Source organism: Achromobacter sp. UBA2119 (assembly GCF_002331005.1).
In the GTDB taxonomy this organism is placed as follows: domain Bacteria; phylum Pseudomonadota; class Gammaproteobacteria; order Burkholderiales; family Burkholderiaceae_B; genus Achromobacter; species Achromobacter animicus.
The window spans coordinates 543,335-559,306 of record NZ_DCYD01000015.1 but is presented as its reverse complement, the minus strand read 5'-3'; the positions used below and the strand labels follow the sequence as shown (position 1 = coordinate 559,306).

Annotated in this window: 14 protein-coding genes; 10 read left to right on the top strand and 4 right to left on the bottom strand. The window is 66.9% G+C overall.

Annotated elements, in window-relative coordinates; all coding sequences use genetic code 11:
- Window positions 1–39: 39 nt before the first annotated feature.
- Window positions 40–3,711, bottom strand: coding sequence for a DUF748 domain-containing protein (locus B3098_RS17005; RefSeq protein WP_286897934.1), 3,672 nt, complete (start codon window positions 3,709–3,711; stop codon window positions 40–42).
- Between the two features lie 166 nt (window positions 3,712–3,877).
- On the opposite strand from B3098_RS17005, the gene moaC reads away from it, so the two are divergent.
- Genes moaC through glp form a run of 5 tightly spaced genes read left to right on the top strand, consistent with a single transcriptional unit; the run spans window position 3,878 to window position 6,814 of the window.
- Window positions 3,878–4,366, top strand: a complete 489-nt coding sequence (moaC, locus tag B3098_RS17000) for a cyclic pyranopterin monophosphate synthase MoaC (RefSeq protein ID WP_286897933.1) — start codon at window positions 3,878–3,880, stop codon at window positions 4,364–4,366.
- Entirely contained in the window at window positions 4,347–4,598 is a 252-nt protein-coding gene (locus tag B3098_RS16995) for a MoaD/ThiS family protein (RefSeq protein WP_279970931.1), read from the top strand. Before moaC ends, B3098_RS16995 begins: the two co-directional genes overlap by 20 nt.
- A 4-nt stretch (window positions 4,599–4,602) precedes the next feature.
- On the top strand, window positions 4,603–5,085 hold the full coding sequence (locus tag B3098_RS16990; protein WP_279970930.1) for a molybdenum cofactor biosynthesis protein MoaE: 483 nt from the start codon (window positions 4,603–4,605) through the stop codon (window positions 5,083–5,085).
- Entirely contained in the window at window positions 5,082–5,603 is a 522-nt protein-coding gene (gene moaB / locus B3098_RS16985) for a molybdenum cofactor biosynthesis protein B (protein WP_175137751.1), read from the top strand. The genes B3098_RS16990 and moaB overlap by 4 nt, the downstream gene beginning before the upstream one ends.
- Window positions 5,604–5,608: 5 nt before the next feature.
- Window positions 5,609–6,814 (top strand): gephyrin-like molybdotransferase Glp, encoded by a 1,206-nt coding sequence (gene glp / locus B3098_RS16980; RefSeq protein ID WP_175124511.1) that lies wholly within the window; start codon window positions 5,609–5,611, stop codon window positions 6,812–6,814.
- Here the strand turns inward: glp and mobA are convergent.
- Genes mobA through B3098_RS16965 form a run of 3 tightly spaced genes read right to left on the bottom strand, consistent with a single transcriptional unit; the run spans window position 6,799 to window position 9,644 of the window.
- Window positions 6,799–7,419, bottom strand: coding sequence for a molybdenum cofactor guanylyltransferase MobA (mobA, locus tag B3098_RS16975; RefSeq protein WP_279970950.1), 621 nt, complete (start codon window positions 7,417–7,419; stop codon window positions 6,799–6,801). The genes glp and mobA overlap by 16 nt on opposite strands.
- Before the next feature lie 7 nt (window positions 7,420–7,426).
- Entirely contained in the window at window positions 7,427–8,527 is a 1,101-nt protein-coding gene (gene moaA, locus B3098_RS16970; RefSeq protein WP_286897929.1) for a GTP 3',8-cyclase MoaA, read from the bottom strand.
- 7 nt (window positions 8,528–8,534) lie between these two features.
- Window positions 8,535–9,644, bottom strand: a complete 1,110-nt coding sequence (locus tag B3098_RS16965) for a substrate-binding domain-containing protein (RefSeq protein WP_279970928.1) — start codon at window positions 9,642–9,644, stop codon at window positions 8,535–8,537.
- Window positions 9,645–9,802: 158 nt separating this feature from the next.
- Between B3098_RS16965 and B3098_RS16960 the strand changes: the two genes are divergently transcribed.
- From B3098_RS16960 to B3098_RS16940, 5 genes are read left to right on the top strand one after another with little or no spacing between them, the layout of a single operon-like run.
- A complete protein-coding gene (locus tag B3098_RS16960; protein ID WP_286897927.1) occupies window positions 9,803–10,360 on the top strand; it encodes a formate dehydrogenase subunit gamma in 558 nt (185 codons plus the stop codon).
- Window positions 10,357–11,937, top strand: coding sequence for a formate dehydrogenase beta subunit (locus B3098_RS16955; RefSeq protein ID WP_175186289.1), 1,581 nt, complete (start codon window positions 10,357–10,359; stop codon window positions 11,935–11,937). Before B3098_RS16960 ends, B3098_RS16955 begins: the two co-directional genes overlap by 4 nt.
- Window positions 11,938–11,950: 13 nt before the next feature.
- Window positions 11,951–14,827 (top strand): formate dehydrogenase subunit alpha, encoded by a 2,877-nt coding sequence (gene fdhF, locus B3098_RS16950; RefSeq protein ID WP_286897925.1) that lies wholly within the window; start codon window positions 11,951–11,953, stop codon window positions 14,825–14,827.
- Between the two features lie 26 nt (window positions 14,828–14,853).
- Window positions 14,854–15,675 carry a formate dehydrogenase accessory sulfurtransferase FdhD gene (gene fdhD, locus B3098_RS16945; RefSeq protein WP_279970926.1) on the top strand — a complete coding sequence of 274 codons (822 nt, stop codon included), beginning with the start codon at window positions 14,854–14,856 and terminating at the stop codon, window positions 15,673–15,675.
- Window positions 15,676–15,692: 17 nt separating this feature from the next.
- Window positions 15,693–15,950, top strand: coding sequence for a formate dehydrogenase subunit delta (locus B3098_RS16940; RefSeq protein WP_105240256.1), 258 nt, complete (start codon window positions 15,693–15,695; stop codon window positions 15,948–15,950).
- Window positions 15,951–15,972 lie beyond the last annotated feature (22 nt).

Below are 15,972 nucleotides of genomic sequence, written 5' to 3'. Positions count from 1 at the left end.
GAGGGACGCGCCTCGCGTCCCTGCCCGGGCCTGCCGAGTTCACTTCAGGGAGAAGTCCACGCGTGAGGGTTGCCCCTCGTCCTTGATGCCATCGGCGTCCAGCTGCGGCGCAACGATGAACACGCGATCCGCGAGTCCTTCCTGGGCTTGCAACTTCTCATATACCGCCTGCGCGCGGGCATCGGCCAGTTGGCGCAGTTGATCCTCGCCGACCGGGGCCGCCGCGCGCAGCATTGCTTCCATCTGCGCGGCCGGGACGGACTTGGCCATGCCGATGAAATTGCGCGGTTTGTCCTTGAGGTCTGCGTCATCGTAGACGTCTTCGAGGTACTTGGCACGTTCGGCGGCGGAGACCGTGACGCCCTTGGGGTCGGGCTTCTTGCCGCGCGGCGTGACGTCGGCGGCCTTGGCGGCGCGGATCTTGGCGTCGACCCAGGCCTGGCGCAGGCCTTCCGAGTCGGTCTTGGGGTCGGCGCGGCCGCTGATGTCCATCTTGAGGGCCGGACGGTCGGTGAGCGCCTTGGTAAGGGTATCGATGCGCTGGATCGTGTCTTCGGTGAGGACGGCGCTGCCGGGCGCGAATTCGACGTAGGACAGTTCTTCGCCGCCGCCGAACGCGGACGCGAGCAGGCTGAAGGGCGAGGTCACGGCTTTGACGACCAGGTTCATCAGCACGCGCACGACGATGCCGCCGACCGAGAACTCGGGGTCGTCGAGCGAGCCGGAGATGGGCAGGTTGATGTCGATGTTGCCGCGCGAGTCCTTGAGCAGCGCGACGGCCAGCAGCACGGGTAGCTTGGTGGCGTCAGGGCTGTTGGTCTTGTCGCCGAAGGTGAGCTGGTTGAGCACGACGTGGTTGGTGGCCTGCAGGGCGCGGTTCTTGATCTTGTATTCCAGGTCTACCGAGAGCTTGCCGCGCTTGATGGGGTAGCCGACGTACTTGGCCGAATAGGTGTTGAAGCGTGGCAGGTCGACGCCCTTGGCGGACGCCTTGAGGTCCAGGGTCAGGTATTGGGCGAAGGGCTGCACGACGCCGCTGATGGAGAGCGGTGCAGTGGTGTAGACCCGCCCCGTGACCTTGACCTTGGCGGGCTGCGGGTTGGTGGAAGAGACGGCGGTGATGCCGCCTTCGATGCTGGACAGTTCAGCAACGTAGTTGGGTTTGACGAAGCGGTCGGTGAAGGTCATGCGTCCGCGAGTCAGCGTGACGCTGTTGACCGAGATGTCCGGCATGGCGCTTGCCCGGCTGCCCTTGGCGGACGGCGCAGGCGCCGCGGGTGCAGGCGGCGCGGCGGGTATATCGGCGCTGCGGCCTGGCGTCTGCGTGTCCTGCGTGATGGAGCCGCCGGCCTGTCCAGGCGCGGCCACAAGGTCCATGACGTTGAGCCGGCCTTGCGCATTGAGCAGGATGCGGCCGTAGAAGTCTTCGAGCGCGATGTCGCCCAGTTTGGCACCGATCTTGTCGCCCGCCACGGAGATGTCCATGCCGGTGAAGCCCAGGCGCTTCCAGTTCAGGAAGTCGTCCTTGTTGACGCGGTCTTGCAGATCCAGGTCGGTGACGTCGACGGCGCCCTTCCAGGCGGCCTTCATCGGGGCGTTGCCGGCGGGGGCGATGAATTCGGCGTTGCCCTTGGCGCCCAGCGTGACGGCGCGGACGGTGGCGTTCAGGCTGGAGGCGAAGTACGGCGCGAAGCTGGCGACGTTCAGGCCGGAGAGGTCGACGGCGGTCTTGAGGGTAAGCGGCTGCGGGGTGAAGACGCCTTTGAGGTCCAGCTTGCCGTCGCCCTGGACGCCGGCAGCGGCCAGGGTGAAGTTGCTTTGGCCGGGGCCCATGGCGAGGCGGTCGGCGGTGATGCGCAAGGACTGCATTGCGATGTCGAGCGCGGGCTTGAGCGATTCGTCACGGGCCTTGAACTGTGTCAGGTCGGCTTGCACGGCCGTGGCGGATGCGTCGATCGCGCCGCCTTTTTCGCGCACGTGGACCTGCGCGGTGGCGCCCAGTCGGCCGTCAAGCAGGCTGATCGGCGCAGCGCTACGCACGGCGGGCGCCAACGGCGCGAGCGCCACATTGCCCAGGCGCACGTTCATGTCGAGCGACAGCGGTTTGATGACGAGCGGCCCTTTGGCGCGCAGCCAGCCGCCATCGGTGCTGTTGTCCATGGTCAGCCACAGGTTGATGGGCCGGTCCGGCTGCTGCGGCAGTTCGACGCCTTCAACAGTGGCGGCCAAGCCGGTCATCACGTAGTCGAGCTTGCTGACCGCGTCGGTGACGTAGACCTCGCCTTCATGCAGGTTGAAGGCGTCGAGGGTGACTTGCCATTCGGCGGGTGCGGGGGTGGGCGCGCTAACGGCGGCAGTGTCGGCGGCCGGGGCAGCGCCAGCCGTCGGGGCAGTGCCGGCCGGGTCAGCGGGGCGTGGCGCGCCTGACGCTGGTCCGGTGGGCGCTTGCGCCGTTGACCCCGTCCCCGCGTCTGCCTTGGCGACGGGGGCCGGGGTCGAAGGCGATTGCGTACCCGGCGCCTGCGCACCTGCCGCGGCAGGTGTCCCCGCCGATGCGGACGCCCCGCCCGCAGCCAGCGGCTTCAGCCCGCTGGCCTTGCGCATTTCATCGCGGACAGGCGTGGCGGTCGGCTCCACGCCGCCCAGCGCCTTCAGCCCGGCGACGACATCCTGCCAGTTCAAGTGCTCATTCGCATGACGCCGCACATGGATCTGCGGCGCCCACAGCCCGACCTCGCCGATATACACCTGCCGCGCGATCGGCTCCAGTTCCAACCGGCTGACGGTCAACGCACTCCACGCGGCCAGACTGCCGCCGGACGGATCGCGCACGTCCAGACGGCGCAAGCCCAGATCGCCGACGACGCGGATCTTGGGCGGCGCGTCCTTGGGTTGTTCGAAAACGACCTGCAGGTTCGAATCCAGCAGCGCGCTCTCGACCTTGAACGGCAGCGGCATGGGCCAGACGTCCGCCCACTTTTCCAGTTGCAGGCCGTCAAAGGCCACGCGCAAGGTGGATGAAGGCACCACGTCGAACGGACGCGCCACGCCGGTCAGGTCGAACGGACTGCCATTGATGCGCAGGTGCAGGCGCGGCTGCACGTCGATGTCGGTGGCATAGCCGAAGGTCGAGATGAACGGGATGCCGATGGCGAACTCGTCGACAACCTGCTTGCGGCCGGTGACCTTGTCGTCCAGCGTGATCGTGCCGTTCTCGATCACCATGTTGTTCAGCGAAAAACGCGGCAGGCCTTCGTCCGGCTTGGGCGGCTCGTCAGGCTTGGCGGCGGCCAATTCGGCGACGCGTTGTTCTATGTCAGAGAAATTGAAGCGCACGACGTCTTCGCGGACGATGGCGATGGTAGGCTGCCGCAGCGTCAGACGATCGACCACCGGTGCAAACCAGAACAGCGATGTCCACGATGCGCTGGCATCCAGTTCGGCCAAGGTCAGCAACGGCGTCTGCGCGCCGGGCTGCGCCACGGCCAGGTCTTGCGCGCGGACGGTCAGCGTGAAGGGATTGAAGGTGATCTTGCCGACGGAAACGTCGCGGCCGATCATCTTCGAGACATCGTCAGTCAGGACGCCGTGCAGCACCTTTGGCACTTGCCAGGCCGCAACGCCAAACAGAATCAGCACGAACGCCACAATACCCAGGAGAATCTTGCCGGCGCGTCGGGTGAACCGTAGCTTGGGCATCCGCACGGGCATTGAAAGTCTCCTGATACATATTGAAGGCGATCCAACCTTCCACTGACTGCAGGCGCGATTATCGCGCCCCCTTTACTGCTCGTCTATCATAGGCGGAACAGCGGACCCGGCCGGCTTGCCCGGCCCCGCTCTTTTCATTCATTAACAATTCTTGATCCCGATTTCCATGTCCGAGACCCCCCCCACCTTGAGTCACCTGGACGAAGCCGGCCAGGTCCGCATGGTCGACGTCATCGCCAAGACGGACACCGAGCGCGTGGCGGTCGCCGCCGCCAGCATCCGCATGAACGCCGTGGCCTATGGCCTGCTGACCCAGCCGGGCCAAGGCAAGGGAGAGGTCCTGAACACGGCGCGCGTGGCCGCCATCCTGGCCGCCAAACGCTGCGCCGACATGATCCCTCTGTGCCACAGCCTGCCGCTGTCGTTCGTCGGCGTGGAATTCGCCCTGAACGACGCCGAGCATCGCATCGACATCCTGTCCACCTGCCGCACCAGCTACAAGACGGGCGTCGAGATGGAAGCCATGATGGCGTGCAGCGTGGCCGCGCTGACCATCTACGACATGTGCAAGGCGGCCGACAAAGGCATCGTGATCGAACAAGTTCGCCTTAAGTACAAGGCGGGAGGTAAAAGCGGTGAATGGCGCAACGATTAATCTGCTGTACTTCGCGCGCGTGGCCGAACTGGTCGGCAAGCGCACTGAAATCTGGCCCGTGCAGGGCGAATCCACCGGCGCGCAATTGCTGGCCGAGCTGGGCGAACGCTATCCCCAGCTGGAACCGGCCACGCGCCTGAAGCTGGCCATCAACCAGACGCACGCCAAGCCCACCGCCGCTATCCGCGCCGGCGACGAAGTCGCGGTGTTTGAACCGGTCACCGGAGGCTGACGCCATGATCCGCGTCCAGGAAGCCGACTTTGACAACGCGGCGCTCACTGCCGCGCTGCGGGAATCCGCCGGCCCCGGCGTGGGCGGCATCGTCACATTCGTGGGCTACGTGCGCGACTATGCGCCGGACACGCCCACCGACACGCTGTTTCTTGAACACTATCCGGGCATGTGCGAGCGCGAGCTCGAAGACATTGCCGCCACCGCCCGCGCGCGCTGGAATCTGGCCGGCACGGTCATCGTCCATCGCGTCGGCGCGCTGCACCGCAACGCGCAGATCGTGTACGTGGCGGCGGCCAGCGCCCATCGCGGCGACGCCTTCCGCGGCTGCGAATTCATCATCGACGCGCTCAAGACGCGCGCACCCTTCTGGAAGCGCGAAACCCTGGCGGGCGGCGACAGCTTCTGGGTGGAACAGCGCCAATCCGACCAGGACCGCACGGACGCCTGGGACGAAGACACTGCCGACAAAAAGGAGAATCCATGAGCGAAGCCATCCCGGTCCCGTTGGGCTGCGGCGTACTGACGATCAGCGACACCCGCAGCGCGGGCGATGACACGTCCGGCAATCTGCTGGCGAACAGCCTGGCGCAGGCCGGTCATCAGTGCGTGCGGCGCGACATCGTGCGCGACGACATCTACCAGATCCGCCGCGTCATCAGCGACTGGATCGCCGACCCGGAAGTGCAGGTCATTCTGACCACCGGCGGCACGGGCTTCTCGCATCGCGATCACACGCCGCAGGCCATACTGCCGCTGCTGGACCGCGAGATTCCGGGTTTCGGCGAACTCTTCCGCCAGATCTCCTACACCGAGATCGGCAGCTCCACGATCCAGTCGCGCGCGTTCGCGGGGTCGGCCAACCAGACGCTGATCTTTTGCCTGCCCGGCTCGAACAACGCCTGCGAGACCGCCTGGACGAAGATCCTGCGCGAGCAGCTTGACAGTGGCCACCGCCCCTGCAATTTCGCCTCGCAATTCAAGAATCACGAAGAAGAAGCCTGACACCCATGCTGGATTTCGATCAAGCTCAGACCCTGCTGGCCAACGCCGCCGCCCCCCTCCAACGCACCGAGCACGTCGACCTGGCGAATGCCAGCGGCCGGGTGCTCGCCACCCATCTTGACGCCACGGTGGACATTCCGCCGGCCGACAACAGCGCCATGGACGGCTATGCGCTGCGCCTGGCCGACTGGAGTCCGGAAGCGCGACTGCCGATCCAGCAGCGCTGCTACGCCGGCGACGTGCCCGAGCCGCTCAAGCCCGGCCAAGCCATTCGCCTGTTCACCGGCAGCGTGATTCCCGCGGGCGCCGATGTGGTCGTCATGCAGGAAGACACGACCGAAGCCGACAACCACGTGCAGATTTCGCGCGAGCCGCGCCCGGGCCAGCACATCCGCCGCCGCGGCGAAGACACGATGGCAGGCGCCGCGCTGCTGCCGGCGGGTACGCTGCTGCAGGCCGCGCACGTTGCACTGCTGGCCTCGCAAGGCATGGCCACCGTGCCTGTTTACGGTCAGCTTCGCGTCGGCATCCTGACCACCGGCGACGAACTCGTCCTGCCGGGCCAGCCGCGCGCCACGGAACAGATCTACAACTCCAACGGCCCCATGCTGGCGGCGATGGTGCGCGGCATGAGCGCCCTGCCCGTCCACGTGCTGCATGCACGCGATACCGAGGCCGACCTGCTGGCCGCCTTCAAGACGCTGCTGGCCGATTGCGATCTGGTGCTGAGCGTGGGCGGCGTGTCGGTCGGCGAGCGCGATCTGGTCAAGCCGGCGCTGGCCGCGCTGGGCGGCGAGCTGTCGTTGTGGAAGGTGCGCATGAAGCCCGGCAAACCGGTGGCGCTGGCGCAGATCGACGGCAAGCCCGTGGTCAGCCTGCCGGGCAATCCGGTGTCGGCCTATGCCGTCTTTGCCACGCTGGTGACGCCGCTGATGCGCCGCATGCAGGGCCGCGAAGAAATCTTCCCGCCGGTCAGCCAACTGCCGCTGCGCACCGCGCAGCCGCGCCAGGATGGCCGCGAGGAATTCCTGCGCGTGCAGTGCCGCGTGGCGGACGAAGGCGGCAGCGAGCTCGTGCCGTACGGCCATCAGGGGTCGGGCGTGATCAGCTCATTGCCGTGGTCCACTGGCTTGGCGCGCCTCCCGGCGGATGTGCTCGTGCAGGACAGGGATACGGTCTCGTACTACGACCTGCGTCACTGGCTGGCGTAGCGTTCCGCCAGCGCCAGATCTTCTGGCGTGTTGACGTTCATGAAGGCATGCGGCGGCGCGTCGTCGAAATTCGCTTCAACCGCGCCCGCCCTCGCCTGCCACAGCCCGACCTTGCGGTCGCCGCCGCGCAGGTAGGCCAGCAATTCAGGTAGCAGCGCCGTGCGCAGCGCCATGCAGGCGGAATGCCGCTGGCCGTGGGCGACGGCATAGGCGATTGGCGCATCTGCGGCGAGCGCCGCGCCGATCAGGCGCTGTGCCAGACCAGCGGGCACGAAAGGGGTGTCGCACGGCGAGACGACCAGCCACTGCGGCGCGGCCGTATCTTGCACGGAAACCGCCGACAGCGCCGCCGCAATTCCCATCAACGGCCCTTGCCAGTCGCCCAGTTCAGGCTCATCGTCCGCGACCACCTCGCCATATTGCGCATATACCGCGGCATGCCGGTTCGCGCTGATGATCAAGCGTCCGACCTGCGGCGCCAGGCAACGCGCCACGTGCGCCACCATCGGTTCGCCGCGCAAGACGACCAGTCCCTTGTCCTGCCCGTTCATGCGGGAGCCCTGGCCGCCGGCCAGGATCAATCCGGCCACGTCGTCACGCGCCATTGACGATTCAGCCACCGATGTAGCTCATCTCGATCTTGCGCGACGGGTCAGCCATGTTCTGGCCGCGCAGTTCGGAATAGTTGTCGCCGCGCGCGGACCAGATGCCCGCCAGGATGCGCGCCATTTCCTCGTCCGTCGCGCCGTCGCGCAACGGGGCCCGCAGGTCGTGGCCTTCGTGGGCGAAGAGGCACATGTAGAGCTTGCCTTCGGGTGACAGGCGGGCCCGCGTACAGCCGCCGCAGAAGGCGTGCGTGACGCTGGAGATAACGCCGACTTCGCCGCCACCATCCACGTAGCGCCAGCGTTCGGCCACGCGGCCCATTTCGACGGATTCCACGGGTTCCAGCGGATAGACCGCGCCGATGCGGTCCAGGACTTCGCGCGACGGCACCACTTCGTCGAGGTTCCAGCCGTTGCTGTTGCCCACGTCCATATATTCGATGAAGCGCAGGATGTGGCTGCTGTGGCGGAAGCGCTCGGCCATCGGCAGGATCTGCCCGTCGTTCAGCCCCTTGCGCACCACCATGTTGACCTTGACGGGCGCTAGGCCCGCCTCTGCCGCGGCATCGATGCCGCGCAGCACGTCGTCCGGCGTGAAGCCGCTGTCGCTCATGCCCTGGAACATGGCCGCATCCAGCGCATCCAGGCTGACCGTCACGCGCGTGAGCCCGGCGCTTTTCAGCGCGGCGGCCTTGCGCGCGAGGACGCTGCCGTTGGTGGTGAGCGTCAGGTCCAGCGGCCGGCCCTGCGGCGTGCGCAGGTCGGCCAGCATGCCGACCAGGTTTTCGATGTGCTTGCGCAGCAGCGGCTCACCGCCGGTCAGGCGGATTTTTTCGACGCCCAACTGCGTGAAGATGCCGGCCAGCCGGCTGATTTCCTCGAAGGACAGCAGCGCCGAATGCGGCATGAAGCTGTAGCTGCTGTCGAAGACCTCGCGCGGCATGCAGTAGGTACAGCGGAAGTTGCAGCGGTCGGTGACGGAAATGCGCAGGTCGCGCAGCGGACGCGCGCGCTGGTCCAGCGCGGGCTGTCCGGGCGGCGGCAGTTCCCCGGGCGGCACGGAAAGCGGCGCGCCGCGGTGATCGGCAAGGAAAATCACTTTGCTCATTGGCACATCATATCCCGGCGGATCGCGGTGCGCGTTCACGGGGGAACGCCTCGTCCAGGGTCTGCAGCCGACCGGTATCGCGGGCGTCGTAGCCGACGAGCTGGCCCACGTAACCGACATAGTCCGGCCCGCGCATGATGGACAGCAGATCCTGCATGGCCGGCGTGTCCAACGACGCCTTGCGGATGGCGAAGAAATACCGCTCGCGCACCAAGGGGATGAAGTCCAGTCCGAAGCGGCAGGCCGCCGTCTCCACGCCGACCCCGGTGTCGGCCATGCCGCTGGCAATGTGCGCGGCGATCGCCATGTGGGTGAATTCGTTGGTCTCGTAGCCCTGCACTTCGCCGATCGACACGCCGGCGCGCTGCAGCATCAGGCCGACCAGATAGCGCGTGCTGGAACCGATTTGCCGGTTCACGAAGCGCACGTCGCGGCGCGCCAGGTCCGCCATGCCGCGTATCTGCTTGGGATTGCCGGCGGTGACGAACAGCCCCGTGTTGCGCACGGCCAGATGGATCAGCATGTAGTCGTCCGCGTGCAGCCACTGCGCGTAGCGTTCCATGATGGGGGATTCGAAATCGCCCAGCGGCACCTGGAAACCCGCAAGATCGCACTCGTGCCGTTCCAGCGACGCCAGCGCCTCGATCGCAGTGCGATAGCGCAGCTCCAACCCGGGCGTGCGGCCGCTCATGTGCTGCATCAGCGATTCCACTGCAAAGCCGTGGCTGGCATGCAGGCGCAGGTGTGGGCCGCTTTCGGGCAGCAGGCGTTCTAGTTCCTCTTGCAGTTCGGACGCCATGCTGTCCAGCGTGGGCATCAGCCGCGCCTCGATCCGGCGGTTGGCCCACAGCAGACGCTCCGCAAAGGGCGACAACTGCGTGCCCTGGCGGCGGTTGGTGATGAGGAGTTGCGTGCCAAAGAGGGTCTCGAAGCGCCGCAGCACGCCCCAGGCGTGGCGGTACGACAGCCCGCAAGCACGACAGGCGCCGGCGATGTTGCCAGTGGCGTCGATGGCCGCCAGCAGCGCAAGCATGTCCTGCAACGGCACGGGGGTCGCCTCGTCGTCTCCGCCCAATGTCCATTGCGGCCGCAGGCCGATTCGGAACTTATATGTCATTTCTTTCTTATTGAAGGCGTTCAAGTACCTCGTTAGAGTACACAAATAACGCGGCGGATGCGTGATTTATATGTTTTTTTGAACATATTAATTGACCATCATCCGACCGGCACATAAGCCCCCGTTGACGGGGTCATGCAACACAGGAGGAGACCGACGTGCACCTGCGCGAGGCAAAATCCGATCTGGCATCCAGCGGTGGGGCCCGGGGCGGCAAGCTGGCCCTGGACGCCGCCCAGGCATCCACCACCCCGGCCATCGCGGCCACGGCCCGCATCCTTGCCCGGCTGCAAGACCAGCCCGGCCCGCTGCTCCCGGTGCTGCACGCGGTCCAGCACGAACTGGGCTGTATTCCGGCCGAGGCGGTGCAAATCATCGCCGAGGCCCTGAACCTCTCCCGCGCCGAAGTCCACGGCGTCATCACGTTCTATCCCCATTTCCGCACCGAGCCGGCCGCGCGCCACACGCTCGAGGTCTGCCGCGCCGAAGCCTGTCAGTCCATGGGCGGCGAACGCCTGGCCGCCCACGCGCGCACCGCGCTGGGCTGTGACTTCCACGGCAGCACGCCGGACGGCAACTTCACGCTGGAGCCGGTGTATTGCCTGGGCCTGTGCGCGCAGTCGCCCGCCGTCATGATCGACGGCCAGCCCCACGCCCGCGTCACCGAAGCCAAGCTTGATCGCCTGCTGGCTCGCACGCTGGAGGACACGCCATGAGCGCCCCCGTCGTCATCTACGTGCCGCGCGACGCCGCGGCGCTGGCCATGGACGCCGACACCGTGGCCCGCGACATCGAACGCATGGCCGACCAGCGCGGCCTGTCCGTGCAGGTGGTGCGCAACGGCTCGCGCGGCCTGCTGTGGCTGGAACCGCTGGTCGAAATCGCCACGCCGCAAGGCCGCGTCGCTTACGGTCCGGTACAACCGGAAGACGTGGCCTCGCTGTTCGACGCCGGCTGGCTCACGGGCGGCGACCATGCGCTGCGCCTGGGATTGACCGAGGAAATTCCCTACCTCAAGCATCAAGAGCGCCTGACGTTCGCCCGCGTCGGCGTGATCGATCCGCTGTCCTTGCAGGACTACGCTGCGCATGGCGGGCTGCAAGGCCTGAAGCGCGCGCTGGCCATGGCGCCCGCTCAGATCGTCGACGAAATGGTCGAATCCGGTCTGCGCGGCCGCGGCGGCGCAGCGTTCCCCACCGGCATCAAATGGAAGACCGTGGCGGGCACGCCCGGCGACACCAAGTACATCGTCTGCAACGCCGACGAAGGCGACTCGGGCACGTTTGCCGACCGCCTGCTGATGGAAGGCGATCCGTACGTCCTGATCGAAGGCATGACCATCGCCGGGCTGGCGGTGGGTGCGACGTACGGCTACATCTACGTCCGGTCCGAATACCCGCACGCCATCGCCACGCTCGAAGCCGCCATCGCGCGCGCCCGCAGCGTCGGCTGGCTGGGCGACGACGTGCACGGCAGCGGCCGCCGCTTCGATCTGGAGGTGCGCAAGGGCGCCGGCGCCTACATCTGCGGCGAAGAAACCTCACTGCTGGAAAGCCTGGAAGGCAAGCGCGGCGTGGTGCGAGCCAAACCGCCGCTACCGGCCATTTCCGGTCTGTTCGGCAAGCCCACCGTCATCAACAACGTGATTTCGCTGGCCACCGTGCCGATCATCCTGGCCAAAGGCGCGGCGTACTACCGCGACTACGGCGTGGGCCGTTCGCATGGCACGCTGCCGTTCCAGTTGGCCGGCAACCTGAAGCAAGGCGGGCTGGTGGAAAAGGCCTTTGGTTTGAGCCTGCGCGATCTGCTGTATGAATTCGGCGGCGGCAGCGCGTCCGGCAGGCCGCTGCGGGCGGTGCAGGTGGGCGGTCCGCTGGGCGCCTATCTGCCCGAATCGCAGTGGGACGTGCCCCTGGACTACGAAGCCTATATCCAGATCTCGGCCATGATCGGCCACGGCGGTCTGGTGGCGTTTGACGACACCGTGGACATGGCGCGCATGGCGCGCTACGCCATGGAGTTCTGCGCCATCGAGTCCTGTGGCAAGTGCACGCCCTGTCGCATCGGTTCGACGCGCGGCATGGAAACCATCGACAAGATCGCTGCTGGCGGTCAAAGCCGCGACCAGCGCGAACAGCAGGTGCATCTGCTGCGCGACCTGTGCGACACGATGCTTGGCGGTTCGCTGTGCGCGCTGGGGGGCATGGCGCCCTACCCGGTGCTGTCCGCGCTGAACCATTTTCCGCAGGACTTCGGCATCGAGTCCTCCCAGTCTGCCGCCCACGCGGCCTGAACCCGAGACCGCCATGCTAGAAACCGTCATCAAGCGCGATCGCGACATGGGCACGCCGGCGCGCGTGTCCGAAAAGACCGTCACCCTGACCATCGACGGCCAGGAGATCACCGTCCCCGAAGGCACGTCGCTGATGCGCGCGGCCGCGGATGCGGGCATCAACATCCCCAAGCTCTGCGCCACCGACAGCCTTGAACCTTTCGGCTCCTGCCGCCTGTGCCTGGTGCAGATCGAAGGCCGCCGCGGCTATCCGGCGTCCTGTACGACGCCCGCCGAGAACGGCATGGTGGTCTTTACCGAAACCCCCAAGCTGCACGACCTGCGGCGCGGCGTGATGGAACTGTACATTTCGGACCATCCGCTCGACTGCCTGACCTGTCCGGCCAACGGCGACTGCGAACTGCAGGACATGGCGGGCGTGGTGGGCCTGCGCAACGTGCGCTACGGCTACGACGGCGCCAACCACCTGAAGGCCGAAAAAGACGAGTCCAACCCCTACTTCACCTTCGACGCGTCCAAGTGCATCGTCTGCAACCGCTGCGTGCGCGCCTGCGAAGAAACCCAGGGCACGTTCGCGCTGACGATCTCCGGCAAGGGGTTTGATTCGCATGTGTCGGCCGGGCAGGACCAGCCCTTCCTCGATAGCGAATGCGTGTCCTGCGGCGCCTGCGTCCAGGCCTGCCCCACGTCCACCCTGCAGGAAAAGACCGTCATCATGATGGGCCAGGCCGAGCACTCGGTCGTGACCACTTGCGCCTACTGCGGCGTGGGCTGCGGCTTCAAGGCCGAAATGAAGGGCCAGGAAGTCGTGCGCATGGTCCCCTGGAAGGACGGCCAGGCCAACCGCGGCCATTCCTGCGTGAAGGGGCGATTTGCCTGGGGCTACGCCACGCACAAGGAACGCGTGCTCAAGCCCATGATCCGCAAGCACATCACGGATTCCTGGAAGGAAGTGTCCTGGGACGAAGCCATCAACTACGCGGCCTCGGAGTTCCGCCGCATCCAGAGCCAGTACGGACGCGACGCGGTGGGCGGCATCACGTCCTCGCGCTGCACCAACGAAGAAACGTGGCTGGTGCAAAAGCTGGTGCGCGCCGCCTTCGGCACGAACAACGTCGACACCTGCGCGCGCGTTTGCCATTCGCCCACCGGCTACGGCCTGAAGCAGACGCTGGGCGAATCGGCGGGCACGCAGACCTTTGACTCCGTCATGCATACCGACGTGGTCATCGTCATGGGCGCCAACCCCAGCAGCGGGCACCCGGTGTTCGCCTCGCGCCTGAAGCGGCGGCTGCGCGAAGGCGCGCGGCTCATCGTCATCGATCCGCGCCGCATCGAGCTCGTCAGCTCGCCGCACATCAGGGCCGATTTCCACCTGCAGGTGCGGCCCGGCACCAACACCGCGCTGCTGTCCTCGCTGGCGCACGTCATCGCCACCGAAGGCCTGATCGCCGAAGACTTTGTCGCCGAGCGCTGCGAGGAAAAGGCATTCCGGGAATGGCGTGATTTCGTCTCGCTGCCCGAGAACTCGCCGGAAGCCATGGAAGAAATCACCGGCGTGCCGGCGCAGGCGGTGCGCGGCGCGGCGCGCCTGTTTGCCACGGGCGGCAACGGCTCCATCTATTACGGCCTGGGCGTCACCGAGCACAGCCAGGGTTCGACCACCGTCATGGCGATCGCCAACCTGGCGATGGCCACCGGCAACATCGGGCGCGAAGGTGTGGGGGTCAATCCGCTGCGCGGCCAGAACAACGTGCAGGGCTCGTGCGACATGGGCTCGTTCCCGCACGAACTGCCCGGCTACCGCCACATCTCCGACAACACCGTGCGCGCGCAATTCGAAAAGGACTGGGGCGTCACGCTGCAGCCCGAGCCCGGCCTGCGCATCCCCAACATGTTCGAAGCCGCGCTGGGCGGGTCGTTCAAGGGCCTGTACTGCCAGGGCGAGGACATCGTGCAGTCCGATCCCAACACGCAGCACGTGGCGGCGTCGCTGGCGGCGATGGAGTGCATCGTCGTGCAGGACCTGTTCCTGAACGAGACCGCGAAGTACGCGCACGTGTTCCTGCCGGGTTCCTCGTTCCTGGAAAAGGACGGCACCTTCACCAATGCCGAGCGCCGCATTTCCCGGGTGCGCAAGGTGATGGAACCCAAGAACGGCAAGTCCGACTGGGAAGTGACCGTGGCGCTGTCCAACGCGCTGGGTTACCCCATGAACTACAAACACCCGCGCGAGATCATGGAAGAGATCGCACGGCTGACGCCCACGTTCGCCGGCGTCACGTACGACAAGCTCGACAAGCTGGGCAGCCTGCAATGGCCGTGCAACGACGACGCGCCGGACGGCACGCCCATCATGCACATCGACCAGTTCGTGCGCGGCAAGGGCCGCTTCATGATCACCAAGTACGTGCCCACCGATGAACGCAGCACGCGCCGCTTCCCGCTGCTGTTGACCACCGGCCGCATCCTGTCGCAATACAACGTGGGCGCGCAGACCCGCCGCACGCCCAATGTCATGTGGCACGGCGAGGACGTGCTGGAAATCCATCCGCAGGACGCCGAGGACCGGGGCGTGGCCGAGGGCGACTGGGTCGGCATCCAGAGCCGCGCGGGTGAAACCGTGCTGCGCGCCACGCTGACCGACCGCGTGCAGCCGGGCGTGGTATACACCACGTTCCACTTTCCCGAGTCCGGCGCCAACGTCGTCACCACCGACAGCTCCGACTGGGCGACCAACTGCCCCGAGTACAAGGTCACGGCCGTGCAGGTGACGCGCGTGTCGCAGCCGTCGGAATGGCAGCGGCAATGGTCGCGATTTGCGGATATCCAGCAAAAGCTCCTGCGCGAACGCTCGCGCGAGTCCGAGGCGGCGCTGACCGGGAAGTAACCGACAGCCAGCACGCCAGGGATCCCATGCCTACGCCGACCACCGCCCGCCCCGACTGCACGCCGACCCAGGTCATCCGCGTGCGATCGGGGGCCATCGCCCCCGACGCCGAGACTGACTTCGTCGCCGAGGAAACGCCGGTGGCGCTGGAATACAACGGCATCAGCCACGCCACCATGCTGGCCACGCCGGCGGACCTGGAAGACTTTGCCGTCGGGTTTTCGTTGTCCGAAGGCATCATTGGCAGCGTCAGCGACGTGCGCGGCATCGACCTGCTGCCGCAATGCGGCGGCCTCGTCGTGCAGCTGGAGATCTCGTCCGCCTGTGAAATGCAGCTGAAGACGCGGCGCCGCGCCATGGCCGGACGCACCGGCTGCGGCCTGTGCGGCGTGGAAACCCTGCCCGAAGTGCTGCGGCCGGTGGCCCCGGTGACCAACGCCGCACCCGTGCGCATCGAGGCCGTGCTGGCCGCCATGCGCGACATGCGCGCGCGCCAGACGCTGCACGACATCACCGGCGCCACGCACGCGGCGGGCTGGGCGGGCGCTGATGGCGCCGTCGCTTTTGTACGCGAAGACGTGGGCCGCCACAACGCGCTGGACAAGCTGGCCGGCGCGTTGGCGCGCCAGGCGGTCAACGGCAGCGACGGCATCGTCGTGGTGTCCAGCCGGGCCAGCTTCGAGATGGTGCAAAAGACGGCATCCGCCGGCGTCGCCGTGCTGGCCTCGGTCTCCGCCCCCACCGCCCTGGCCATCCGCCTGGCCACCGACGCCAACGTGACGCTCTTGGGCTTCACGCGCGATGGCGACGCCGCCATCTACACCCACCCTGAACGCATCCTTACCTGAACCGGACGCCAGACAGCATGGAAATCGTCAACCTGATCCGCATGGCCAACCGCATCGGCCAGTTCTTCGACGCCATGCCGGACCGGCCCGAGGCGCTGGAAGGCGTCACCAATCACATCCAGAAATTCTGGGAACCGCGCATGCGCAACGAGTTGCTGGACTTCCTGGCGCGCAGCCCCGACGGCGACGCCGGCGAAGAACAGCTGCATCCGCTGGTGCTGCAGGCGGTCACCCAGCATCGCGAGCGTCTTACCCCGCTTGCGCGCGTCGCATAGCGCACCCGGGCCGCCTCATGAC

Bases quoted from the DNA above. Each gene is read 5' to 3' on its own strand.
- B3098_RS17005 (WP_286897934.1), bottom strand. From the start codon at position 3,711: ATGCCCGTGCGGATGCCCAAGCTACGGTTCACCCGACGCGCCGGCAAG.
- moaC (WP_286897933.1), top strand. From the start codon at position 3,878: ATGTCCGAGACCCCCCCCACCTTGAGTCACCTGGACGAAGCCGGCCAG.
- B3098_RS16990 (WP_279970930.1), top strand. From the start codon at position 4,603: ATGATCCGCGTCCAGGAAGCCGACTTTGACAACGCGGCGCTCACTGCC.
- moaB (WP_175137751.1), top strand. From the start codon at position 5,082: ATGAGCGAAGCCATCCCGGTCCCGTTGGGCTGCGGCGTACTGACGATC.
- glp (WP_175124511.1), top strand. From the start codon at position 5,609: ATGCTGGATTTCGATCAAGCTCAGACCCTGCTGGCCAACGCCGCCGCC.
- mobA (WP_279970950.1), bottom strand. From the start codon at position 7,419: ATGGCGCGTGACGACGTGGCCGGATTGATCCTGGCCGGCGGCCAGGGC.
- moaA (WP_286897929.1), bottom strand. From the start codon at position 8,527: ATGAGCAAAGTGATTTTCCTTGCCGATCACCGCGGCGCGCCGCTTTCC.
- B3098_RS16965 (WP_279970928.1), bottom strand. From the start codon at position 9,644: ATGACATATAAGTTCCGAATCGGCCTGCGGCCGCAATGGACATTGGGC.
- B3098_RS16955 (WP_175186289.1), top strand. From the start codon at position 10,357: ATGAGCGCCCCCGTCGTCATCTACGTGCCGCGCGACGCCGCGGCGCTG.
- fdhF (WP_286897925.1), top strand. From the start codon at position 11,951: ATGCTAGAAACCGTCATCAAGCGCGATCGCGACATGGGCACGCCGGCG.
- fdhD (WP_279970926.1), top strand. From the start codon at position 14,854: ATGCCTACGCCGACCACCGCCCGCCCCGACTGCACGCCGACCCAGGTC.
- B3098_RS16940 (WP_105240256.1), top strand. From the start codon at position 15,693: ATGGAAATCGTCAACCTGATCCGCATGGCCAACCGCATCGGCCAGTTC.